This window comes from Nonomuraea sp. ZG12 (assembly GCF_052068115.1).
GTDB lineage: Bacteria > Actinomycetota > Actinomycetes > Streptosporangiales > Streptosporangiaceae > Nonomuraea.
Genome location: NZ_JBQHCW010000027.1, coordinates 104153 through 126887, shown reverse-complemented (window position 1 = coordinate 126887; position 22735 = coordinate 104153). Strand labels below are relative to the sequence as shown.

The window sequence follows — 22735 nt, the reverse complement described above, 5'->3', positions numbered from 1 at the left end:
GGGAGGGTAGGGGGACGGACGTGCCATGACTCGATCCTCTCAAGGAATCAAGTCTCCATCAGACCCGGCGCGGTTCAGCCTCAGTGGCAGCCGTCCTCACGGACGGCTGAGCATCGCAACTCCGTCTGCCACGAGTGCTGCGCTCCTGGCGACGAGGGTGGCGGCCGTCCTTCGACCCGCAGCTTGAAATCAAACCCGTACACACATTTACGGGACAAATCGAATGGTCAAGGCCACGCAATCGACAACAGTGCGCCTGCCGATAATGCCATCCGTACAGGTCATGCTGCTTGCCTAGCCCTCTCCTGGCGTGCACTCATTTCGGCTCTAGGAAGAACCGATCGCGGCAAAATGATCACTTGTGCTTCTCCGCCTGGCCTACCTGACCGTCACGAACGCTTTTGCCGCGCTGCGGCTGCTACCGCTGGGAGATCGGGACAAGGACGTCGAGATCCTTGCCCTGCGCCACCAAATCACCGTTCTCGAACGGCAACTCGGCGCCGACATCAAGGTGAAATTCGCTCCCGAGGATCGAGCCTTCCTCGCCGCGCTCCTGACATCGCTGCCCCGCGAGGTCCTGCGCCGACTACGGCTCCTCGTGTGTCCAGAGACCGTCCTGCGCTGGCACCGCGATCTATTGAAGCAGCGTCATGCCCGCACGTGTCAGAACAATAGGCCTGGACGTCCGCCCACCGTGCGCTCCATCCGCGTGCTCATCCTGCGTCTGGTCCGGGAGGAGCCTTCATGGGGTTACAGTCGAGTGCACGGCGAACTGGCCACCTCGGCATCACGGTCGCGCCTCCACCGTCTGGGAGATCCTCAAGCAGGAAGACGTAGATCCGTCCCCTGAGCGAGCATCGATCACCTGGGCGGACTTCCTGCGCTCCCAAGCCGACGCACTGCGATTTTATCGAGACCGTCGCCTTGAACGGGCAGCGCCAGTACATTCTGGCCGTCATCGAGCACGCCACCAGGCGCATTCGCGTGCTGGGCACCATCGCCCACCGACCGCGACCTGGGTCGTCCAGGCGTTCAAGAACCTCGTGATAGACCTGCAGGACGTTGACTGCCGAGCGCGCTATCTGCTCCGCTCGGGACGGGAAGTTCCCAGCTCTTATGAAGGAGATCCTCACCGACGCCGGTATCCAAACAGTGCTGACCGGCGTCCGCATATCCCGCATGAACTCGATCATGGAGCGCTGGGTACAGTCCTGTCGCCACGAACTCCTCGACCGCTGCCTGCTCTGGAACGAACGCCACCTACGACATGCCCTGCGCGAATATGAGGAGTTCTACAACGAACACCGAGCTCACCAAGCCTTAGCTCAGGCGGCTCCGCCACGCGTCGTCCCGGATCCCATCGCCGATCTCGGCACAATCGTCAACCTCGACGTACGCCGTCGAGACCGGCTCGGCGGAGTCCTCCACGAATACTCACATGCCGCTTGAACTGCATGGACGAAGTTTTCGGCAGGCGCAGGGTCCGGCGGCGCACCGGGCCAGGCTTCGGCGGCGAATCGCCGGCGGCTGGCGCCAGCACCTCCTGGGTTCACCGAGCCCGCGATAAACCGAAAAATCCACCGTAGAGTCGACGGAATACAGATCCGGGAAGGATGGAACGCAATACTGGCAGCAGCCGAGCCCGCGGTCCGACACGATAGACGTGGCGCATCTTCCGAGATTCGACGGCGTGCACTATCGCCTGGGCGAGAGGTTCAGGTGAGTGGCCGTCGAGCTGGAGTTGCCGGAAGCGGTCGATGACCCGCGTTCGCCTGGGTTCGTAGGCGCGGATCGGCTTGTCCGTGCTCATGGTATCCACCGCCCCCGTGCGCACGCTGGTGGCCTCTATACACGTCACTTCTATACCAAAGGGCTCGACCTCGTAGCGTAATGCGTCAGCGTAGTGATTGAGGGCGGCCTTGCTCGCGGAATAGAGGGCGTGGAAGGGAATGGCGGCGACGGCGGCGCTGGAGCTCATCAGAACCAGCCGCCCCCTGCCTTGTTCGCGCATGGTCGCCAGGATCGCGCGTACCACGCGGTGGACTCCAATGAAATAGGCCTCCAATTGAGCGATGGCGAGCTCGTCCGACGTTTCCTCCACAGCGCCCGCCACATAAGCGCCCGCGCTGTAGATGACCACATCAATGCGGTTCGTCGACTTCAGGACGTGCTCAATGGCCGAATTGACAGACTGCTCGCTGCCGACCTCGAGCTCGACCGGGGTAATACCCGGGCTGTTCACGCGAAGCCGCGTACGGCTCGAGCCGAATACGGCGTGGCCTCTTTTCGCCAGAGCCTCGGCAGTCGCGCGACCCACCCCCGACGAGGCACCTACGACGAGGGCTACCATCTGATCCTGATCGACATTCACGTACTGACCTATACAGGACACCCAATAAGGGAGCAACGTTTTTCAGGCCTGCCCGAAAAACTCCTCGTAGGATGAAGTATGCGCCAAGCAGCGGGAGACGTACGCTTCCACCTGAGCAGCGACGACCTGGCGAATGTCCGCGTACGCGGGCCGCTGGGTCCCCTGGCGGAGACCATGTTCGCCATGTGCGCGCTGCACCGGCCTGACAGTGGGGCGGTCCAGGGTGAATGGCGACGCCACTCGCTCCGGAGGCTGAGCCCGGCCGGCGCGTGCGTCATGCGGTTCCTCACTCCCGCCAGCCGGATCCCCTTCGATCTGGCGGCCCTGGCCGGGCACACGTCCGACATCGACGAGGCCCTGGAGGCGGTGCGGACGGCGCCGGACCATTGGGTGCGCGAGGCACTCGAAACGCTGCCGAACCGGCACATCCTTCCCGCGCCCGTACGAGGGCTTGCCGACAACGACCGCCAGGCACGCCTCGCGCTGATGGCGGCGGTATGCGCCTGCCACCAGGCGACCGTGGCGCCGCACTGGGACCGGATTCACACTCACCTCCAGGTCGAAACGGTTCATGCCGCCATGCGGCTGGCCACGGACGGCCTCTCCGGCCTGTTGGAGCAACAGCGGACGCGCTGCCGGTGGCGGCCGCCCTACCTCGATGTCCCGTTACCTAGGCAGGAACGGGACGTTCACCTGGGCGGACGCGGCCTGGACATCTTCGTGTCGGTGTTCTCCCGCGACCTGAGCATGCTGATCCCCGCCGATCAGCACAGCCCCTTGGCCATGGTGCTGCCCACGTCTCCCGATCCCGGTACGGCGCTGGCCCTATGGACGTCGCCGCAAGGGCCGGCCCATCGTCGGCTGGCCGCACTGCTCGGCCCGACGAGGGCCGCGGTGTTGGAAGCCATCGCCGAAGGCCGTGGCACCGGCCAGATCGCCCGCCACCTGGGCATCTCTTCGGCCAGCGCCAGTCAGCACGCCACTGTACTACGGGAGGCCGGTCTGATCGCCACCAGTCGTCACCGCAACACCGTCCTCCACACCCTCACACCCCTCGGCACCATGTTGCTCAATGGCAGGACGATTCAACGGAGTGATAACGATCCTTCAGCGACGCGCTGAGCTCGGATGTCTCGAGCGTTTGTCCGATGCGGCGCCGGCGGACGCCTGGTCGCGCTGGATGAGGATTCGCACGTACGGCGGAATCACCGAGTTGATGCCGTCCACGCACAAGGCACCCCTATGGGTCTCAATAATAGGTGTGCGGTGCCAAAACGCGGATACTGCTACTGAGCTGGGCGTTTGCCGGATGATCAGGCTGCTCTGTGGTACTCATTGATCAGTCCTGTGACGGTCCTTCGGCGGTGGATCCGGGAGGTCATGTCGATCATCTGGCCGGGGTCGTGCAACGGTGGGCGGAGGGAACGGCCCTGATGTGGGCGATGATGGTTGAAATGGTGCTCGTACTCGGTCAGGACCTTGCGCAGGTGCCGCTCGCCATGGATGAGCAGGTGATCGATGCACTCACGGCGTACTGTTCCCACGAACCGTTCGGCGAACGCGTTTGCCCGTGGTGACCGGACGGGCGTCTTGATGACCCTCACGCCATTGGAGGTGAACACCTCATCGAACGAGCGGGGGAACTTGCCGTCACGGTCCCGGATGAGAAAGCGGAAGGCGCCTACGCGTTCACCCAGGTCCATCAGCAGGTTCCGGGCTCGTTGGGTGGTCCATGCGCCCGTTGGGTTGCAGGTGACGCCCAGCAGGTGCACGCGGCGTGTCTCGATCTGCATGACGAACAAGACGTACAGGCGCTTGAGGAACACGGTGTCGACGTGCATGAAGTCGCACGCCAAGATGCCGGAGGCTTGCGAGGCGAGAAACTGTCGCCAGGTCGGTGAGGTCTGACGTGGCGCTGGGCCCAGGCCGGCCGCGACGAGGATTCGGCGGATGGTGCCTTCGCCGATCCGATGGCCGAGGCCGAGCAGTTCACCCCGGATCCGCCGGTGCCCCCATCGGGGATTCTCTCTGGCCAGCCGGACCACCAGATCACGTAGCTCGTCCGATATCGGTGGACGTCCGGCCGTGTTCGGGTACGTCCAGCGTTGGCTGACCAGGCGGCGGTGCCAGGCCAACAAGGTCCCCGGCGTCACGATCCGATGAAGACGAAGCCGCGTGGGCAGCAGTCGTGCCAGTGCGGCCAGCAGTGCCCGGTCGGCCCAGTCCGGTCGCGGCCGGGCGACCTGACGACGCAGGACGGCGACCTCATGACGCAGCACCAGGATCTCCACCTCCTTGGAGGTATCGCCCCGCGCGCGTAGGGTCAACCAGCCGAACAACCGGACCATCAGCAGATACAGCAGGCGTAGGAACACGTGTGCCGAGGATAGAAGGCCAGATCAGATGCCACGGACGAGTTTTGGCACCTCACAGTCCGGCACCGACGCCGACGCGGGCCGCCATCCTCAAGGGGCACGGCCGGAATACGCCCGCGACCAGGGCCACCCTCCGTGGCGGCCCTGGTCGCGGGCCTGACGTTCCGGCTCGAACACTGATGGATAAGTCGGGCATCATTCCGCGACTGTCTAGGTTTCCGCAGGTCGCCGTGCTCGATATCCACCCTTATGGCAACCGGGCAGTGGCCCGCGGTGCGTCTCGGCCGTATTCCGGTCGAACCCCAAGTTCGGCCGATCGCCCGGTCAAGCTGCCGGGCACGTCGTACGGTCACGCCATGACCATCACCCGTCTCGCTCCCCCGGCGGCGGGCCGCCCGGCCCAGGATCCGGTCGACGCCGCCGCCGATGCCTGCACCCACCTCGCCGCCCCTGATGCTGCTGTCCCACCAGCTCGGCGAGCACGCCCTGGACCACGACGAGCGCGAGCGCCTGGCCGCCGCGTTGGCCATCGCAGGGCAGGCGATCGCGGTAGCCGGTGGGAGCCACCAGCGCGCTGGATAGGGGGCGAGATGGACGCGCATGAGTCGGCGCCGGTCCAGTACAACCGCGAGCGACTTCGCCGACTCGGACGGCCGCAGGAGCCATGCGAGGTTTGCGGCGGGGTTGACCATCCGCGCGTCCGTGATCACTGTCACGCGCACGGCTGGATCCGCGGCGTGCTGTGCAACTACTGCAACGGCCTGATGATGGCGGTCGACCGGGGCGCATCGCCCGCCCCGACGTACCTGCGAGCCCCGCTGGCCGGCTACCTCACGCACTGGCACAAGTGCCCCGACTGCCGGGCTGTCGGCTGGACAGAGAGCGCCTACTGCGCGTGCGATCATGCCGACCCGCCGAAGAGTACCTACGAGTGCGCCGAGCCGCTGGGCGTGCGGCCATGCCCGTGGACCGGGACCGGCTTCCGTCCGCCTGTCACCGGCCGGTAACAGTACGCGGGCGAACGACTCCTGCGCCGTCGAAGGGGTAAACAGCGTTTCGTTGCGGTGGACACGCCGTGCGTCCGCGTATGTGATCAGGGCGGAGCGGCTGCAAGGCGCGAGGCGGACACCGGCAACGCCTGCAACGGTGGCATGGCCTTCCTCGACTACGGCAAGCCCGAAGATCGGGAAAGGTAGTTCGCCAACCTGCGGCGACGCCCGGTACACGATCAGCGTGTTGCGCGAGGATGGACCGGTGGACGACAAGCACGACATCCCCTGCGACGAGGCCCTGCACGCGGTGTGAGCGGAGATGAACACAGCCGAGCGACTTCGCCTCCTCCTGGCCGAAGGCAAGGAGCCGCCTGCGGAGCCTCGCGAGGCCGTACGGCGCATGTTCAGGGGACGTCACCGCGGTGCCTGACGGGCCCGCTCGTTAGACTTGATCATCACCATCGACCTGGCCGCGGCCCGCTGCTCTGATCATTTGTTGACAGGGAGGGTGCCCCTCGGTCACTCTCTGGCCATGCCGTTGCACCGGGTGGTGTATGACGCTAAGGGAGAGCTGGACGTCACAGCAGCCGTGGTGGTCCGGGCCGAAGGGGAGGTGCCCGCCGGCGATCCCGCGGTCGACAGTGTGTTCGCGCTGTTTGGCGAGGTCTACGACTTCTGGCGGTTGTGCCACTTTCGCGACTCGGTCGACGACGCGGGCGCGTCCCTGATCGCGGTGGTCCATGTCGGCGAGGGCTATGCCAATGCCGACTGGGACGGCGACCACGCCTACATTGGCGATGGTGGGGGAGCCTTCCATTCCTTCGCCACGAACGCCTCGTTGATCTACTTTCTGGGCGCGCGGGGGGTGCTCGACCACCTGCCGCTGGACGACACCACGGTGGAGGCGGCCGCGCTGCGCAGGGGATGCGCGAACGTGTTCGCCTGCCTCACCGAGCAGTTCACCCTGCGCCAGTCGGCCGCCGCCGGCAGCTGGCTGGTGGGGCAGGGGTTGCTGCGTCCTGAGGCGGGCGGCGGGGCGCTGTACAGCCTCGCCGCGCCCGGGACGGCGTCACCGTACGACCCTCAAATCGCCATGGTCGGACCGTCGGACGACGAGGCCGTCCTGGCAGGCGTGCCCGCCCACGCCTTCTACCGGTTCGCCAGGGCGCTCGGAGGCTACGCGTGGGAGACGGCCGGGCGCGTCTGGTATGCGACGTTGACCGACGAGCGGGCGGGCCCGGCTTGGCAGAGCTTCGCCGGGTTCGCCGCCCTGACCGTCCAGGTGGCCGGCGAGCTGTACGGCGGCGCCGTGGCGGACCACGGGGCGGCGGCCTGGTCAGCGGTCGGTGTGACGTGGTGAGCCGCCGCGTCACGAGCTGGCTGCGCAGGCTCGACGATCCCGATTTCGCCCTCGCGGTCGAGGAACGGCGCCAGTTCGAGGCGGACCACATCTCGATGGTTGTCGACGACGTCCGTGCTCGAGGCATCGAGCTGCTGTTCAGAGAGCAGTACGAGCACATCGCGCCCCCGCTGGCCGAGCGGCACGGCCTCGACCAGGTGCCTGTAGAGCAGATCAAGGTCAAGTACTCCTACCAGCTGCACAAGGCGCACGCCGACACCCTGCGACTGCCCAGAGGCGCCAGAATCAGGTTCAGTTCCGACATGGTCAACGTGCTGTTCGCCTGGATTCGCAATGTCTGCTCCACCCTGGGCTCCCAGGAGGCCGGGCCGGTGCCCGAGCACGTCGTGGTCAGTAGGGTGGCGAAGGCGCTGGATCTGGCGACGGCGCCGATGTTCTGGACCCGCCAGTACTGGGACGCCAACTCCTACCACAGCGGGGTGGCCGAGTCGTTCGCACAGACGGCCGAGCGGTTCGTGCTGGCCCATGAGATCGCCCACATCTACCTGCCCGACCAGGTCCTGGCCGCGAGGGTGCCGGGGTGGGCGGCCATGCCGCGCCTGGAGCGCGATCACCGTCGGGAGGTCGTCGCCGACGAGATCGGCGCCGACGGCCTGCTGTCCTTCGCCAGACGGTTCGCCCTGCAGGAGGTGCAGCCAGTCGCCGACACGCTGGCGCATGGCGTGGCGGGGATCCTGCTCGCCCTGGCCGCTCTGGATCTGCTGGAACGCTACGACTCGGCCTACGTCAGCCCGCATTACCCGCGCATCGCCATCCGCAGATCCGAGGTCCGGCCGATCATCGGCGTGCTGGAGCACCGGCAGGCCGCGGACGTGGAGGCGCTGGAGATCACCGCCGACCGGATTGCCGGCCGCGCGCTGACCATGGCGCTGCGCAGGCGGTGGCGGGCCGCCGGGGCGATGTCTGCGCTGCTCGACGGGGCCGACGGCACGGGATCGTGGTCAGTGGAGGAGCTCGGCCACGCCATGCGCGCAGTCGTACGGCACAGCAGAAAGGGAAGTCTCGACACCCTGGCCGCGGCCATCAAGGCCAGGCCGGACGAGCGAGCGGTGGGATTCGTGCGGCGCTTCATCGTCGGCTGGCACGCGGAACCGGTCTACCTGCCCTTCCTCACCGATATCGAATGGGAGCGACTTTCGTGAGATACACCCCGGCAGAGTGGGACGGCGAGATTGACGTGAACGCCTACCGCGCCGCGTTCGAGTTCGGCGCGGACGGCCGCTACGCGCTGGAGGTCGAGGTGGAAGGGCCGTGCCCGGCCTGCCACCATCCCAGCGTTGACGGCCACCCGCTGTTTCGCCTGGACGGCTTCGGCCCCGGCGGTCGCGGCTCGGCCGCTCACCGGGCCTACCTCGCCGAACTCGACGAGCTGCTGCACGAAGGCGAGCTGGAGGAGGTGACCGTGCACGAGGCCGACCTGCTGTGCAAGTGCGAAGAACCGCACGAGGGCCAGCCGGGGGCGGGCTCCGGGTGCGGCGCGTCATGGTCGCTGACTGTCGAGGTGCCGCGGTGATCCGTAAGGAAGGAACCGTCACCGGTGTGGTGCGGCGCCCGCCCGGTTATAACAAGCGGCTGCGTGCGGAACGCGAGCTGGGTGGCTACGCCGAGCAGCTGGAACGGGCCCGCGAGTCCGGGCGAGGCTGGCAGACCGGGCAGGTCGCTGTCCTCGGACTGATCAGTGTAGTCGGCACGGTCAAGAGCCAACAGAGCCTGGAGACCCTGGCCGCCCCGGCCCGCTGGGCGACCGGCGTGGCTATGGTCCTGGCATTAGTCGCGGCTGTCGCCGGGGTGGTGCTGCTGGGCGTGGCCGGTCGGCCGCTGCCCAGGCTCAACCGCCGCACCGGCGCGCCGGACGCCGCCACCCTGGTTGGTGCAATCAGACGCACCGCCTGGCAAATCCGCGCCGGCCTCGTCTCGACAGTCACCGCCGTGTGCCTGCTGGCTGTCGCCGTGGTGATCACTTGGGTGCCGGGCACCAGCGCCCAGGAGGGCGGCCTGGTGCGGCTGGTCACCACAGCGAACACACTGTGTGGCAAGCTCGCCGACGGCAACGGCTCGACAGTCGTGGTCCGGGTCGGCAAGCAGTCGGTCAGCACGCCCAGCAGGGACGTGGTGTCACTCGCCCCGGTCACGAGCTGCTAGCCTCGATCTTTCGTGATCTTTGTGTGGTCGGCTGAGGCATTTGGCTGAGGCGTGATTTTCGCTTCCTGGTCAGCGTGGTGGCCCGGCTGTCGCGCCGGGTGAGCGGGGTTCCACGGGCCCGGGGGTGTCCTTTCATGGTTGGTGGGGTGGTTTGGCGCTGGTCAGGGTGGTGCGGGCAGGGCTTGCAGGCGGGTGACGGCGGTGATGATCTGCGTGGCCCAGGGCCATCGGGCGGCGATGCGGAGCCGGAGTCTTCGGCCGCCGCGGACCAGGCGCCCGGCGACGGCGAACAGGCGCAGTCGCAGGCGTTTGGGCTCCCAGCGGCGGGCGGGGCCGTTCAGGGCGAGCATGTGGGTGCCAAGAACTCGGCCGCCTCATGCGACCTGCGCGTATTCGTGGATCAGCCCGCCGAGGCGGTCACGTCGGATGACCTTGATATCGTCCTCGACCGGGTCGAGAAGGGCTCGCAGCGGGGCGGCCTGGCCCAGGGAGCGATGTGGGCGATGCTCATTGAAGTGGGTTTCGTACGCAGCCAACACGCACCGTAAGTGGCGGGCGTTGACGATGAGGATCCGATCGAGCAGTTCTCGGCGCAGACCACCGATCCAGCGTTCGACGAACGCGTTGGCCCGCGGAGCGCGAGGCGGACTCTTGAGAATGCGGATGCCCTCGGCCGTGAAGACTTCGTCGACCATCGTGGTGAACTTGGTATCCCGATCGCGGATGAGGAACCTGAACCCCTGCGCCCTGTCCCCCAACTCGATCATCAGGTTCCTAGCCTGCTGCGCCACCCACGGCCCGGTCGGGTGCTCAGTAACGCCGAGGACGTGCACCCGGCGGGTGCTGATCTCCATGACGACCAGGCAATACAGGCGCTTGAACAGCACGGTGTCGCAGTGGAAGAAGTCGCATGCCAAGATCCCCTCAGCTTGAGCACGCAGGAACTCACTCCAGGTCGGTCCCGCGCGTCGCGGCGCTGGGTCGATGCCGGCCTTCTTCAAGAGGAGCCACACGGTGGAGGCGCCCACCCGGTAACCCAGAGCGGCGAGTTCCCCAGCGATCCGCCGGTAACCCCACAACGGATTCTCCCGGGCCAGACGAAGCGCCAAGGTCCGGATGGAGGCACGGGTGGGAGGCCGCCCCTGGTACCGGCGCTTGAACGTCCAGCGCTGCCGTACCAGATCGGCGTGCCAGCGCAACAGCGTGCCCGGCGTCACGAACAACCGCCGACGACCAGATGGAGACAGCAGCCGCGCCAGCGCGCTGATCACCGCCCGATCCGCCCACGACAGCCGAGGCCTTGCCACCTGCCGACGCAACACCGCGACCTGATGACGCAAGACGAGGATCTCCGCTTCCTTCGACCGATGCGAGCGACCCAGCAACACCAACCAACCCGCAAGCCGGACAAAGATCAGGTAAAGCAACCGCAGCGCCATGAACAGCGATCATGCCCGCCAGAACGGGAACACCAAACCCCAGGTCAGCCCCAACGGCCGAGTTTCGGGCACCCACAGGCTCAAGAAGACCGGCTGAACTCCTGCATGTGGCGCCGTCCTCTCTCGGACGGCGCCACTTTGTCGTGCCGGGGGTGCCCTAAGAGGCGAGGCTGATGGTGGCGGGGATGCCCTGCCTGGTCATCTTCGCGTACGGGCACAGCGCGGTCGCCTGGGCGAGCAGCGGGGCGGCCTTCTCGCTCTCGACTCCGGGCCAGGACACGACGAGATCGGCGTGCGGCTCGTAGCCGCCGTCAGCGGGATCACGGCCGAAGGCGACGGTCGCCTCCACCGTGATGTGTTCGGGGTCGAGGAGGTGCCGCCGGGCCAGCATGCTGAGGGCGCCGTGGAAGCAGGCGGCGTATCCGGCGGCGAAGAGTTGCTCCGGGTTCGGGCCCGGGTTGTCGCCGCCCATTTCCTCGGGCAGCCGCAGCGCCAAGGAGAGCTAGCGAAACCCACAGGTCAGACGGGATGACTGAATATTCGAACCCCACAGGCTCGACGATCGTCGAGCCGTCGTGGCCTGCCAGGCCGTGTTGCCGCTACGGCGCGACCAAGGCCTTCGCCTCGGCGTACGGCCATGCGATCGCCGCTACGAGCCACACCTCCGTCGTCTGCCTGCGGCAGCGCGGCAAAGGCGTTCGTGACGGCGAGCTATGGCCGAGTTGAGGAGGAGCTCGTCCTCAACGAGCTGATCGCCGACTTGGCCTCGAAGTGATGTGACCAGACCGGCCGGCACTGCGAACCCCGGCGGATCTGGTTGTCACGTTGCCGCCATTCGTCCACTACTACTCCAGCCCGGTCCCGACGACGCCTTTGATGTACCACTTCTGAAACGCGAGGAAGATGATCAGCACCGGCGTCATGCTGATCACTGCCGCCGCCAGGCCGACGCTGGGCGACATCAGGGTGTATTGCCCCTGGGCAAGGGGCGCGAGCGCGACCGTCATCACCTGGTGCTCGCGGTCCGGCGCGACGACCTGCGGCCAGATGTAGGTGTTCCACGCGGTCAGGAAGCTGATCGAGCAATAGGCGGCCAGCGCCGGCCTGGCCAGCGGCAGCGCGATCAGGGTCAGGACGCGTGGCCAGCCCGCGCCGTCCAGCCGGGCCGCCTCGATGAGGCCCGGCGGCAGCCCGGCGAAGAACTGCCGGAACAGCAGCATCGCGAACGCCGTCTGGCCCGCTACTGGCAGGATCATGCCGGCGTAGGTTCCGACCAGGCCGAGCTGATAGGTGATGATGTAGAGGGGGATCAGCGTCATGTTGGCGGGCACGAACATCGGCACAAGGATCACGCCGAGGAGCAGGCCCGTCCACCGAAACGGGATCGTCGCCAGAGCGAAGCCCGCCGGGATGGAGATCACCAGTTGCACGGCGACGATGCCGATGCTGAAGACGAACGAGTTGACGATGGCCCGTGCGGAGAGGAACTCGTAGGCCTCTACATAGTTGTGCCATACGACGTTCGGCGGCAGCAGGTGGGGTGGGAAGGCACGCGCGTCCTGCGCCGACATCAAAGACGCCGAGAGCAGGTAGAACAGCGGCGCCGCCATGAGCAGCCCGCACAGCAGCAGCGTCGCGTATCGGACGAGGGTCCGGAGGGTCATGTGGCACTCCTGAGCTTCGCGGCGAGCCGTACCAGACTCACGGCGACGCCGATGAGCACGAGTTGGAAGAGCGCGAGCGCGCTGGCGTAGCCCATCTCGCCCTTCTCGAACGCCGTGCGGTAGGCGTACAAGGCCAGGGTCTGGGTGCTGTCGAGAGGGCCGCCGCCGGTCATGATGAGCGCCGTCTCGAACGAGCCGCTGACGAAGTTGATCACTTGCAGGACGGTCACCAGCACCGTCGTCTGCACCACGTTGGGCCAGGTGATGCTCCACAACCGCCGCCACAAGCCGGCGCCGTCCAGCGCCGCCGCGGCGTAGATGTCGTCGGGAATGCGTTGCAGCCCGGCCAGGTACAGCAGCATCACCAGCGGCAGGGCCAACCAGATCATCATGAGGGACAGCGCGGGCAGCGCCCAGGTGGTGTCGGACAGCCAGGCAGGGCCGTCGATGCCCACCCAGCGCAGCATCGAGTTGATGATGCCGGTCCGTCCGTCGTATAGGTACGCCCACAGCACCGCCGCGACCGCCGAGGACGCCACCATCGGGGCCAGATACAGCACCCGGATCACCTCGACGCCCGGCAGCCTGGTGTTGAGCAGCACGGCGAGCACGAAGCCGACCACGATCGTCGGAACCACTCCCAGGAGCACGAACAGCAGCGTCACCCACAGCGAGCCCCACATCCGGCTGTCGCCGAACAGGCGGGCGAGATTGTCCAGGCCCACCCATTCGGGTGGGGTGAACAGGTCCCAGCTGAAGAAGCTCAGGCCCAGCCCGGCGAGCGCGGGCACGATGACGAACACGCCGAAGGCGAGCATGCTCGGCGCCACGAACGCCGTCGCGGCCCACGCGTCTCGCCGTCGCCGGCGTCTGTTGCCATCCTGGCCGGGTGCGGGAGGGCTCGTGCCGACCGCTCTGCCGTCGGCTGTACTCGTCACTGTCGCCATCATCGATCTTCCTCCTTGGCCGTGCCCGCGCCGACGTCACCCGCCGGTCGTCGCGAGCGCCTCGTTGACGGCCTTCTCCGCGTCGGCGAAGGCCTCGGCCACCGGCCGCTTCTTCAGTACGACCTCCTGCACCGCCTTGAGCACCTGCTCGTCGAGCACGCCCTGGGCCTTGCCGGGCAGTTGCGTCGGCAGCACGGCGTTCTTGGCGGCGTCGGCGAAGACGGCGTTGTTGGACGGCGGTGCCTTCAGGTCCTTCCAGATGCCGTTCTCCAGGCCGTCCAGGGTCGGCGGGACGACCTGGCCGGCCTCCTGCGCGATCTTCATGCCGCCGTCGTTGCGGTAGAACCACGCGAGGAACGCCCACGCGGCGTCCTTGTTCTTGCTGGTCTGCGCGATGGACAGGCCGTAGGAGCCGCCGCCGACGGTGGTCTTGCCGCTGATGGTCGGCATGACCTCGGCGTCCCAGTCGTCCTTCAGCTGGCTCTTGAGTGTGGGCACCCCGGCGCGGACACTGAAGGCCATCGCCACCTGCCCGCCATCGAACTTGGGCTGCGAGGCCGGGTTGGCCGAGTACGCCGGCGACGCGGTGCCGTAGGCCTTGATGAGTTGCGTCCAGGCCTTGACCGCCTCCGGCTGGCCGATTCCCGACTTCTTGGTCTTCGCATCGTAGACATAGCCGCCGTAGGCGTTGATCACGGGCGTATAGATGTGGGGCTGGCCGCCGGTGGCGAGCGGCGGCGCCAGGCCGACGACGTCTCCGCCTGACTTGCTCTGGATCTCCGCCGCGACCCGGTACATGTCATCCCACGTCCAGGTGGGCTTCGGCAGCTCGGTCACGCCTGCCCGCTTGAAGGCGGTCCGGTTGTAGAACAGCGTGACCGAGTCGGCGCTCACCGGCAGGCCGGTGATCTGATCCGGCTTGGTGATCGGCCGGTACTGTCCGACGAACTGCGGGAGGAACTCGCTGCCCTTCAGGCCGTCCTTGCCTTCCCCGAGCCACGGGGCCAGGTCCATGGTGACGTTGCCCGCTGCCAGCCGGTTGGCCGCGTAGTCGACGTTCATCAGGACGTCGGGGAGCTTGTCGCCGAGCCGGGCGGTGACGAGCTGCTGGATGTACTGGGTGCCGTCGTCCGGCAACGACTCGACCGTCACCTTCCGCTTCGGGAAGGCCTGCTCGTAGGCCGCGGCGTACTTCTCGAACTGCGGGACCAGACCGGCCTGCATCGAGAGGGTGATGCTGGTGCCGCCGTCGACGGCGGCCGTTTCGCCCTCTTCGCCACCGCTGCATGCGGCGGCCAGGGTGAGCATCGGGACGAGGGCGGCGGCCAGGCCGCGGGTCCTCCATGGTGCGATGCGACTGATCATCTTCAATCTCCTTCTGACAGGAACTCAGCGAGCGGTAAGGCAGTCGGGGCCCGCAGCGGGTTGCGAGCCCGCTCAACAGGTACGTGGCGCACTGGTCCACCCCACATCGCCCATCCGGAACGGCAGGCTGGAGCGGCCCTCCTGCAGGTCGAGCGGAAGCGCCGGCCCTCTGGCCGAATCGGGCCGGTCCAGCCAGGCGACCCCGACGGCCACTTCGACCACCCTCTCCCTGCCAGGCCATCGCGACAGGTCGACGCTGATCCTGTTCCAGCAGACGGGCAGCGGGCGGACGGTGTCCTGAACGCTGCTGCCGTCGGCTCCGGTCAACCGGAGTATCGGCACGATCGTGCGGCCGGGCAGCACCGGGAAGCACAGATCCACCTCCGCGAAGGCGAAGGCCGCGGCACCGAGGTCGTCCCCGCCGGGGAGCGGCAGCCGTACCCATCGGGTCTGCCCTGGTGGAAGGGGCGGCCCGCTGACTTCGAAGGTCGGCCCAGGGAACGTTCCGTGGAAGACCGGCGTGCAGACGAACGTGCCGTGGAGGACGTCGAGCCGGACGCCAGGGCCGGCCGTCCAGCCGGGCGCCCTGACGCCGCGAGACAGCCAGCGAGCGGATCGTCCAGCGCGGACCACCCGGCGGGCGAGCGGCTCGCCGGCGGCGCCGCGGAGGACGACTTCGGCGCAGGACCCGATCGGCGCGCCGGGTGGCGCCTCGATCCGCAGTTCGTGCCCATCGAGGCGGGCCTTCCAGCCCGCGTCGGCGTCCGCGCTCACCGCGCCGCCTCTGAGCACCGCCGCGGTGACCGCCTGGCCCGGCGGCACGGGCGGTGTCCTGCCAATGGCCGGCCGCTCCTGGGCGAGGGGTATGCCGGTCGCCACGATGCGGTGCCGGCCGGATTCGTACTCCTGCGCCGGGCGGCCCGGCAGGTCGACCAGGGCCGTGCTGCCCACCGGGACGGTCAGCTCCAGCGTCAGTGTGTCGCCGTCGAGCCGCCAGCCGAGTGCGATCGTGCCGCGGACCGTCTCGACCGTGACATCGATCCTGGTCACCGGCCCGAGCAGGCACGGCGCGACGGCGAAGCGGCGATACCCCTCTGCCAGCGGCCGGATGCCCGCCACGTGCGTCCATGCCCAGGCGGCGAACGGCGCGGCGAGACCGATGTGGTCAAGCGAGGCGACACCGGCGTTCTCGTCGTCGATCCACCAGGTTTCCCAGAATGTACCTGGCCCCGTGGTGAGCATCGCGCCGATGCCGGGCTGCTCCGGCTGGCGCACCGCCGCGATCAGCGCCGTGCCGCCGTCGGCCTCCGCCATGGCTCGCACGAGTAACTGGGTGGCCGCGAACCCGGTCGAGACCCTGTCGCCGCGGACGCGCATGTCCACGCGGATCTGGTCGGCCAGAGCGCGCCGCTCCTCCTCGTCCGAGGCCAGCCCGGACGCCAGCGCGACGGCAGCGGAACCCTGGCCCGAGTCGGCCCACTCATGGGTGAGCGGATCGTGCAGCACGGCCCTGGCCGTGCTCGCCAGCGCATCGGCCTCGCGCTCGCGCCGCGCGGCCTCGCAGCCGTCGCCTGCGACGGCCTCCAGTTCGGCCAGCGCGCGCAGGGAGCGGATGACGGCCGCGGTCTGCAGCATCACCGGCGAGGTGCGCTCGGGGGCGAGCCAGTCCGCGCCGTAGCTGATGTCAGCGCCCCTGACGACGCCGCCCGACAGCGTGCCGAGTTGCCAGTCGCACCAGCGGCGCATGGCCGGCAACAGCCGGATGATGAGCGTGTCGTCGCCGGTGTGCCGCCAGTGCTGGAGCGGGATCTCGGTCATCGCCGAGCCCCACACCGGGTCGGCGGGCTGGACGTGACGCGCTCCCAGCAGGTGCGGGGTCAATCCGAGGACGCCGCCGTCGGGGCGCTGGTCGGCCACCACGTCGTCGAGCCAGTGCCGATAGAGGCCGGCCATGTCGAGGTGGGAGAAGGCGGCCTCCGCCGACACCGACGCGTCACCGGTCCAGCCGCCCTGCTCGCGGGTGGGGCAGTCCTCCGGATGGGAGTGAGAGTTGTTGCGCTGAGTCCGTACCGCCATCGCCACGAGACGGTCCAGCAGCGGCTCGTCGCTCGCGAAAATGCCGGTGAGCGCGACGTCGGAGTGCAGCACCCTGGCAGTCACCTCGACGGCGGCGCCGGCCGGGACGCCGCGCACCTCGACATAGCGAAAGCCGTAGAACGCGAACCACGCCTCCGCGACGTCGACGCCGCCGGCGCAGGTCCAGGCCAGCACCTGCCGCTCCCGGTCCCGGTCGTCGGGCAGCCGGATGTTGAGCGTCCCAACGCGGCCGGCGTCGTCGAGCTTCTCTCCGTGAACGATCTCGATCCTTGTACCGGGGGCGGCGCCGCGTACGACGACCCGGCTGCGCCCGGCCACGTTACGGCCGGCGTCGAAGACGAGGACTCCTCCCGCGTCGCCGCATGGGATCGCCGCGATCTCCTCCACCACGGCGAGCGGCGGTCCGGCGTCGGGTGCGAGGGTGGCGACCGGCCGCTCAACCGCGCGCGCCGGCTCCCCTGCGCCTGTCCCGGCAGTGCCGGTGAATGTCCTGCGGGCGTCGTGCTCTTCAAGGTAGAAGGGGTCCTCGCGGATGATCGAGGAGGGGCCATGCCGCCAGTGCGGGCCGGTGCCCACCCGTACGACGGTGCCGTTGTCGAGCTCCACCCGCAGCTCGACCAGGGCGCGTGGCTCGGCGAGCACCTGCCCGTAGTGGCCGATGCCGGCCACGACCGCCAGAGTGTGTCGGTTGCCGTCCCGCAGCAGTCCGGTGACGTCATAACTGCGGCTCGCCGCCCGGGATAACGCCGTGCGCGAGGGGTCGCTCGCATCGGGGTTGACCGCCTGCCCGTCGACCAGAACCCGTAACAGGCCCAGGCCGGCCAAGTGCAGGCGCGCTCGCCAGGCCCGGCACGCCGGATCCCAGGAGAACTCCTCGCCTGCCGCGTGGGTCGCCGGAATCTCGATCCAGCGTGCCGTCCAGTCGTCCGCGGTCAGCGGCCCGGCGATCAGGTCCGTCGCATGCGCCCATGGCGAGAGCCTCGCGTGCTCGTCCCAGACCCTCACGGTCCAGCGCAGGGCCGAGTGCGGCGCGACGGGCGGGCCGCCCCACCGCACGTGCGCGTTCCTGCCGGACTCGATCCGGCCGGAATCCCACACCGTGCCATCCGCTGACGACGCCACGACCTGGTAAGCGGTCTGCCGCTGCCCCTGCCGCACCAGCGGAACCACCCACGACAGGCGGGGGTGAGCCGTCAGCACCACCGGCAACGCCCTGCCCGTGCGCGGGGGCCCCGCAGGGTGATCCTCCACACGGAGTCGGATCGGGGCGGGGCATGCCGCTTCATGTGGTTCGGTGGACGGGGGTGGCACGGAACCTCCACATCGACGCCGAGAGGGGATTGAAACATTTCAATGCCCGCACAGTAGACGGTGACCTCAGTGAGGTCAACAGGTTCGCGCACCGGATCGACGTCTTTACAGATGAGTGAGTGAAACCTTTCAATTTGATATACTGGTCCGACAAGCTGTGAGCTGAAAGGGTTATCCACGGGGTGTCCGATATCGACAGACCGAGCAAGACCTCGACGAGCGGCTCCGACGGAGAGCGCGCCCGGACGCGCCTCAGCATGGTCGACGTGGCCGCGCACGCCGGAGTGTCGCTCGGCACCGTCTCCAATGTGCTCAACCGCCCCGAGCTGGTGGCGGAGCGGACCCAGCGACGGGTCCGCTCCTCCATCGCCGCCCTGGGTTTCGTGCCCAACGCGCCGGCGCGGCAGCTGCGCGGAGGCCGAAGCCGCACGGTGGGGGTGGTGGTGCGCGAGATAGGCAGTCCCTACTTCAGCGAGATACTGCCGGGCATAGAGAGCAAGCTGGCCAAGGAGCAGTTCCTGCTGATGGTATGCAGCTCCGACGACTCTCCCGACAAGGAGGCCTACTACCTGAAGACCCTTGAGGAACATCGGGTCGCCGGCATCCTCATCTCGCCGGCAGGCGACGACATCGAGCACCTCATCGAACTCCGGCAGCGCGGAGTGGGGGTCGTGCTCCTGGACCGGCTCGGTGTCGGCTCTGAGCTGTGCGCGGTGGCCGTGAACAACGTCCAGGGAGGTGACCTGGCCGGTGACCACCTCTTCTCACTCGGCCACCGCCGCATCGGCTTCCTCAACGGGCCCTCCACGGTCAGGCAGTGCGCCGACCGCAGGGAAGGGCTGCACCGCGCGGCGCGCCGGGCGGGGCTCGACCCCGACGAGGCGATCAGCGAGATCACTCTGTCCGTGCTCAACGCCCAAGGGGGCGAGGCAGGGCTGGCCCAGCTGCTCGACGACGAACGCAGGCCGTCAGCGATCTTCTGCATCAACGACATGGTCGCCGTCGGCGTCCTGCGCGACCTGGAAAAGCGCGGGATCGCCGCACCCGGCGAGATGAGCGTGGTGGGGTACGACGACGTCGAGTTCGCCGCCCTGCTGTCACCGGCGCTGACCTCGATCCGCATGCCGAAGCAGCAACTCGGTCAGGCCGCCGCCGAGCTCCTGGTCACCGACTTTCGCGCGGACGACAACCACTGGCACCAGGAGATCGTCTTCCAGCCCGAGCTCATCATCCGCGCATCCACCGCGCCCCCGCCAATCTCAGGGTAGGTGCACCTCAGCATCGGCTACAGCGGCGCTTGTTGCCGATGCTCGCGGTGCTGCTCGCTCCTAATCGGCCCAGTCCTTCTCGTCCCGGGCGCTCCTCTTGATCCCGGTGCGGAACGCGTACGAGCCCGAACCGATCCGGTAGACCGCAGCTCCGCCGTCGAGCCGGTCGAAGGCCACGCACTCGGCCTCGATGGCCGGCACGCCGCCCTCGGTCACCCGCTCCGGCGGCGCGGGCACGTGTACCTCGGCGCGGGTATTGGGCGGCACGACGACGTCCAGGGCGAAGCCGTCGCCCTCCAGCCGCCAGGAGATCTCCACCCTGCCGTGCCTGGTGCGGTGCGCGGTTCTCGCCCAGCCGATCCCTCCGCCGGGGCGGGGGTGCACGACGATGTCGGCGTACCCCGGCGACCCCGGGGCCAGCCCGCCGACCGTCCGGTACATCCAGTCGCCGACGGCCCCATAGGCGTAGTGGTTGAAGGAGTTCATGGCCGGGTCCTGCAGCCCACGGTGGTGGCTCCAGGAGTCCCAGCGCTCCCACATGGTCGTCGCGTCGCCGTGCACGACCGGGTAGAGCCACGAAGGGAAGGTGTCCTGCGTCAGCAGCCGGTAGGCCACGTCCAGCCGCCCGGTCGAGGTGAGCGCGTCCAGCAGGTACGGCGTGCCGAGGAAACCGGTCGACAGGTGATCGCCGCGTGCCTCGATGTCGCCGGTCAGCCGGGCCACGGCCCTGGGCAGCTCGTCCTCCTCCAGCAGCCCGGCCATGATGGCCAGCACGTACGCGGTCTGCGTCCTGCTCACCAGCACGCCGGGCCCCTCGATGAAGGCCGCGCGGAACGCCCGCCGTACGTGCCCGTACAGCTCCAGACAGGCCCGCTCGTCCGCGTCGCGGCCGAGCGCGGCGGCGAGTTCGGCGAGTTGCCGGGCGGACAGAGCGAAGATCGCCGTGCCGACGAGCCGTTTGGGGGTCTCGGCGCCGATCGACAGCCAGTCGCCGAACCCCTCCTCGGGGAAGATCCCACCGTCGGAGCGTTTGTCCAGGTACGCCAGCCAGCGCAGCATCGGCTCGAAGCATGCCGCCACCACCCTGGTGTCGCCGCGCAGCCGGTGCAGAGCCCACGGCAGCATCACCAGCGCGTCGCCCCAGCCGGGCGAGCCCGCCTCCTTGGCGTTGGGCGACGAGCCGCGGCCCGACAATACGTCGGGCACCACGTGCGTGACCGCGCCGTCGTCGCCTTGCGCGTCGATCACGTCGGCCAGCCAGCTCCGCAGGAAGGCGGCGGCGTCGTAGTTGAACAGCGCGGTGGGCGCGAACGCCCAGATGTCACCCGTCCAGCCCAGCCGCTCGTCACGCTGCGGACAGTCGGTGGGGACGGCCAGGAAGTTGCCCCGCTGCCCCCACACGATGTTGCGCTGCAACCGGTCGAGCCGCTCGTCGGAGCAGGTGAACTCCCCCACCGGCTCCATCGCGGCGTGTGCCACCCTGGCCGTGATCGCCTCCGGCGCCGCGCGCAGCCCTGACACCTCCACGTAGCGGAACCCGTGGAAGGTGAACCTCGGCTCGAACGTCTCCATCTCCTCGCCACGCGGCAGGAACTCGTCCGTCGCGCGGGCCGAGCGCAGGTTGGCCAGGTGCAGCCCACCCTCATGGTCGAGGACCTCGGCGTGCCGCAGCACCACCGGGCGGTCGCGGCCGGCGCGGCCGGTGAGCCGGACCCAGCCGACCAGATTCTGCCCGAAGTCGGCGATCCACACGCCGGGCCGCCGCTCCCACACCGCCACCGGCTCCAGCTCCTCGTGCACCCGTATCGGCGGCGCGACGGCGGCGGTCAACCGGCCGGCGGGCGGGCTGACGGGCACCGCGGGCACCCAGCCGGAGTCGTCGAATCCGGCCACCGTCCAGCCGAGCGGCTCGGACGCCAGATCCTGCCGCTCGCCGTTCTGCAGGTCGGCGTAGCGGATCGAGCCCGAGGCGGCCCGCCATTCCGAGTCGGTGCGCAGCCGGGTGACGCCGCCGTCGTCGTGCAGGATCTCCAGCTCGGCGCGGAAGGCCAGGCACCGGCCGTAGTGGAAGGGGCCGAACCAGCTGATGTTGCCCGCGTACCACCCGTCGGCGAGAATCGCGCCGAGCGCGTTGTGCCCCTCCGACACCAGTTCCGTGACGTCGTAGGTCTGGTACGTGACACGGTGGCGATAGTCGGTCCAGCCGGGGGCCAGGTGGTCGTCGCTCACCCTGGTGCCGTTCAGGTGGATCTCGTAGACGCCGAGCGCGGTGGCGTACAGCCTGGCCCGACGCACCGGTGACGGCACGCCGAACTCGCGCCGCAGGTAGGGGCTGGGCCGGTCGCCGATCGGCTCGCGACCCAGCGGTGGGTCGCCGTGCAGCCCCACCTCCTCGGCCAGCGGCCACGCCGCGTCGTCGAACCCGGGCTGCTCGAACCCGTCGCCGGGCCGGTCACTGGCCCGCCACCGGCCACCGGACGTGACGGTCACGGCGCTCTCCCTGGCCACCGGCACGAGTTGCGGCAGCACCGGCCGCCCCTCGGCCACGACCTCCAGCCGCATGCACAGCCCCGAGCCTGCGGCCCTGATCGCGAGCACGTTCTCGCCCGAGGCCACCAGGTCACCCGCGTCGGCCACGAACGCCCCTTCCCGCCTCTCCCCCGCGAGCGGCACGCCGTTGATATACGCCTCGACCTCGGCGGCGCCGCCGATCACCAGCCATGCCGACAGCGGCCTGGCCCCGCCCGGCACCACGAACCGCGTCCTGAACGCCCCCGTCTCCGAGCCGGACGGCCCGAGCCGGTCAGCGACCCAGATACGCGGCACGTTCTCCAGCGACGGCAACCGCTGCGACCCGGGCACCATGGGCGTACCGATCCAGCCCGCCGTCCACCCGGTGGCATCGCCGAGACCGGTCTCGAACCAGTGCGCGGGGCTCCAGCCCGTCCACGTGCCACTCTCGTCGGCCACCTTGACCCGCCACTGGTAGCGCGTACGGGGCCGCAGCTCAGCACCGCCGTACGGGAGGTCGTAAGTCGCGGCCGAGGTCACGATGCCGCTGTCCCAGACCACCTCGGCTCCCTCGGCGGCCGGATCGCACTCTCGTCCCACGATCAGCCGGTACGCGCTCTGTGCCCGCCCGCGGCCGGCCCCGGTGATCCGCCAGGAGAACTCCGGCGCACTCGCGTCAAGACCTAGGGGTTCGGCCAGTCCTTCCACGCGCATATCAGTCACGGCTAGATGCATGAAGCGGGCTCCTTCAAGAAAAGTTGAAACATTTCAAGTACTGCGCACCGTAAGCAGCCCGAGGTCTTCACGTCAATGTCTGCGCGCTGAGGGGACAC

20 protein-coding genes and 1 pseudogene are annotated in these 22735 nt (G+C 68.7%); 11 read left to right on the top strand and 10 right to left on the bottom strand.

Features of this window, described 5'->3' with window-relative positions; all coding sequences use genetic code 11:
• Nucleotides 1-361 precede the first annotated feature (361 nt).
• The gene (locus tag ACTMTF_RS41680; protein ID WP_441115631.1) at nucleotides 362-850 is read left to right on the top strand and encodes a hypothetical protein; all 489 of its coding nucleotides are present in this window, start codon (nucleotides 362-364) and stop codon (nucleotides 848-850) included.
• Between the two features lie 266 nt (nucleotides 851-1116).
• Nucleotides 1117-1449, top strand: a complete 333-nt coding sequence (locus ACTMTF_RS41675) for an integrase core domain-containing protein (protein ID WP_441115630.1) — start codon at nucleotides 1117-1119, stop codon at nucleotides 1447-1449.
• Between the two features lie 100 nt (nucleotides 1450-1549).
• Here the strand turns inward: ACTMTF_RS41675 and ACTMTF_RS41670 are convergent, their stop codons facing one another.
• Complete coding sequence (locus ACTMTF_RS41670; protein ID WP_441115629.1) at nucleotides 1550-2371, bottom strand: SDR family NAD(P)-dependent oxidoreductase; 822 nt, start codon at nucleotides 2369-2371, stop codon at nucleotides 1550-1552.
• Between the two features lie 78 nt (nucleotides 2372-2449).
• On the opposite strand from ACTMTF_RS41670, the gene ACTMTF_RS41665 reads away from it, so the two are divergent.
• Entirely contained in the window at nucleotides 2450-3493 is a 1044-nt protein-coding gene (locus ACTMTF_RS41665) for an ArsR/SmtB family transcription factor (RefSeq protein WP_441115628.1), read from the top strand.
• 191 nt (nucleotides 3494-3684) lie between these two features.
• Here the strand turns inward: ACTMTF_RS41665 and ACTMTF_RS41660 are convergent, their stop codons facing one another.
• Nucleotides 3685-4746 carry an integrase core domain-containing protein gene (locus ACTMTF_RS41660; protein WP_441115627.1) on the bottom strand — a complete coding sequence of 354 codons (1062 nt, stop codon included), beginning with the start codon at nucleotides 4744-4746 and terminating at the stop codon, nucleotides 3685-3687.
• A 426-nt stretch (nucleotides 4747-5172) separates the two neighbouring features.
• Between ACTMTF_RS41660 and ACTMTF_RS41655 the strand changes: the two genes are divergently transcribed.
• The 6 genes from ACTMTF_RS41655 (at nucleotide 5173) to ACTMTF_RS41630 (ending at nucleotide 9300) form a co-directional block, all read left to right on the top strand.
• Nucleotides 5173-5328, top strand: coding sequence for a hypothetical protein (locus tag ACTMTF_RS41655; RefSeq protein WP_441115626.1), 156 nt, complete (start codon nucleotides 5173-5175; stop codon nucleotides 5326-5328).
• A gap of 8 nt (nucleotides 5329-5336) precedes the next feature.
• Entirely contained in the window at nucleotides 5337-5753 is a 417-nt protein-coding gene (locus ACTMTF_RS41650; RefSeq protein ID WP_441115625.1) for an endonuclease domain-containing protein, read from the top strand.
• A 517-nt stretch (nucleotides 5754-6270) separates the two neighbouring features.
• A complete protein-coding gene (locus tag ACTMTF_RS41645; protein ID WP_441115624.1) occupies nucleotides 6271-7098 on the top strand; it encodes a M4 family metallopeptidase in 828 nt (275 codons plus the stop codon).
• On the top strand, nucleotides 7095-8300 hold the full coding sequence (locus tag ACTMTF_RS41640; RefSeq protein WP_441115623.1) for a hypothetical protein: 1206 nt from the start codon (nucleotides 7095-7097) through the stop codon (nucleotides 8298-8300). Before ACTMTF_RS41645 ends, ACTMTF_RS41640 begins: the two co-directional genes overlap by 4 nt.
• The gene (locus ACTMTF_RS41635) at nucleotides 8297-8671 is read left to right on the top strand and encodes a hypothetical protein (RefSeq protein ID WP_441115622.1); all 375 of its coding nucleotides are present in this window, start codon (nucleotides 8297-8299) and stop codon (nucleotides 8669-8671) included. Before ACTMTF_RS41640 ends, ACTMTF_RS41635 begins: the two co-directional genes overlap by 4 nt.
• On the top strand, nucleotides 8668-9300 hold the full coding sequence (locus ACTMTF_RS41630; protein ID WP_441115621.1) for a hypothetical protein: 633 nt from the start codon (nucleotides 8668-8670) through the stop codon (nucleotides 9298-9300). Before ACTMTF_RS41635 ends, ACTMTF_RS41630 begins: the two co-directional genes overlap by 4 nt.
• Before the next feature lie 161 nt (nucleotides 9301-9461).
• Here ACTMTF_RS41630 and ACTMTF_RS41625 read toward each other — a convergent pair.
• The 3 genes and pseudogenes from ACTMTF_RS41625 to ACTMTF_RS41615 form a co-directional block, all read right to left on the bottom strand.
• Nucleotides 9462-9656: pseudogene (locus ACTMTF_RS41625) on the bottom strand (transposase); the annotation flags it as partial.
• Between the two features lie 18 nt (nucleotides 9657-9674).
• Nucleotides 9675-10739: an integrase core domain-containing protein gene (locus ACTMTF_RS41620; protein WP_441115620.1), complete on the bottom strand. Its 1065-nt coding sequence runs from the start codon at nucleotides 10737-10739 to the stop codon at nucleotides 9675-9677.
• A 157-nt stretch (nucleotides 10740-10896) separates the two neighbouring features.
• A complete protein-coding gene (locus ACTMTF_RS41615) occupies nucleotides 10897-11235 on the bottom strand; it encodes an Ohr family peroxiredoxin (protein WP_441115619.1) in 339 nt (112 codons plus the stop codon).
• A gap of 32 nt (nucleotides 11236-11267) precedes the next feature.
• Between ACTMTF_RS41615 and ACTMTF_RS41610 the strand changes: the two genes are divergently transcribed.
• Nucleotides 11268-11465 (top strand): hypothetical protein, encoded by a 198-nt coding sequence (locus tag ACTMTF_RS41610; protein ID WP_441115618.1) that lies wholly within the window; start codon nucleotides 11268-11270, stop codon nucleotides 11463-11465.
• A gap of 119 nt (nucleotides 11466-11584) precedes the next feature.
• On the opposite strand, the gene ACTMTF_RS41605 is transcribed toward ACTMTF_RS41610, so the two are convergent.
• The 4 genes from ACTMTF_RS41605 to ACTMTF_RS41590 form a co-directional block, all read right to left on the bottom strand.
• Nucleotides 11585-12403, bottom strand: coding sequence for a carbohydrate ABC transporter permease (locus tag ACTMTF_RS41605; RefSeq protein WP_441115617.1), 819 nt, complete (start codon nucleotides 12401-12403; stop codon nucleotides 11585-11587).
• Nucleotides 12400-13353, bottom strand: coding sequence for a carbohydrate ABC transporter permease (locus tag ACTMTF_RS41600; protein WP_441115616.1), 954 nt, complete (start codon nucleotides 13351-13353; stop codon nucleotides 12400-12402). Before ACTMTF_RS41600 ends, ACTMTF_RS41605 begins: the two co-directional genes overlap by 4 nt.
• Nucleotides 13354-13386: 33 nt before the next feature.
• On the bottom strand, nucleotides 13387-14715 hold the full coding sequence (locus tag ACTMTF_RS41595; RefSeq protein ID WP_441115615.1) for an ABC transporter substrate-binding protein: 1329 nt from the start codon (nucleotides 14713-14715) through the stop codon (nucleotides 13387-13389).
• 72 nt (nucleotides 14716-14787) lie between these two features.
• Nucleotides 14788-18063 (bottom strand): family 78 glycoside hydrolase catalytic domain, encoded by a 3276-nt coding sequence (locus ACTMTF_RS41590; protein WP_441115614.1) that lies wholly within the window; start codon nucleotides 18061-18063, stop codon nucleotides 14788-14790.
• Nucleotides 18064-18305: 242 nt separating this feature from the next.
• On the opposite strand from ACTMTF_RS41590, the gene ACTMTF_RS41585 reads away from it, so the two are divergent.
• Entirely contained in the window at nucleotides 18306-19391 is a 1086-nt protein-coding gene (locus ACTMTF_RS41585) for a LacI family DNA-binding transcriptional regulator (RefSeq protein WP_441115613.1), read from the top strand.
• 60 nt (nucleotides 19392-19451) lie between these two features.
• Here the strand turns inward: ACTMTF_RS41585 and ACTMTF_RS41580 are convergent, their stop codons facing one another.
• Nucleotides 19452-22637 (bottom strand): family 78 glycoside hydrolase catalytic domain, encoded by a 3186-nt coding sequence (locus tag ACTMTF_RS41580; RefSeq protein WP_441115612.1) that lies wholly within the window; start codon nucleotides 22635-22637, stop codon nucleotides 19452-19454.
• Nucleotides 22638-22735 lie beyond the last annotated feature (98 nt).

Bases quoted from the DNA above. Each gene is read 5' to 3' on its own strand.
- ACTMTF_RS41675 (WP_441115630.1), top strand. From the start codon at position 1,117: ATGAAGGAGATCCTCACCGACGCCGGTATCCAAACAGTGCTGACCGGC.
- ACTMTF_RS41665 (WP_441115628.1), top strand. From the start codon at position 2,450: ATGCGCCAAGCAGCGGGAGACGTACGCTTCCACCTGAGCAGCGACGAC.
- ACTMTF_RS41655 (WP_441115626.1), top strand. From the start codon at position 5,173: ATGCCTGCACCCACCTCGCCGCCCCTGATGCTGCTGTCCCACCAGCTC.
- ACTMTF_RS41650 (WP_441115625.1), top strand. From the start codon at position 5,337: ATGGACGCGCATGAGTCGGCGCCGGTCCAGTACAACCGCGAGCGACTT.
- ACTMTF_RS41645 (WP_441115624.1), top strand. From the start codon at position 6,271: ATGCCGTTGCACCGGGTGGTGTATGACGCTAAGGGAGAGCTGGACGTC.
- ACTMTF_RS41620 (WP_441115620.1), bottom strand. From the start codon at position 10,739: ATGGCGCTGCGGTTGCTTTACCTGATCTTTGTCCGGCTTGCGGGTTGG.
- ACTMTF_RS41610 (WP_441115618.1), top strand. From the start codon at position 11,268: ATGACTGAATATTCGAACCCCACAGGCTCGACGATCGTCGAGCCGTCG.
- ACTMTF_RS41605 (WP_441115617.1), bottom strand. From the start codon at position 12,403: ATGACCCTCCGGACCCTCGTCCGATACGCGACGCTGCTGCTGTGCGGG.
- ACTMTF_RS41600 (WP_441115616.1), bottom strand. From the start codon at position 13,353: ATGATGGCGACAGTGACGAGTACAGCCGACGGCAGAGCGGTCGGCACG.
- ACTMTF_RS41595 (WP_441115615.1), bottom strand. From the start codon at position 14,715: ATGATCAGTCGCATCGCACCATGGAGGACCCGCGGCCTGGCCGCCGCC.
- ACTMTF_RS41580 (WP_441115612.1), bottom strand. From the start codon at position 22,637: ATGCATCTAGCCGTGACTGATATGCGCGTGGAAGGACTGGCCGAACCC.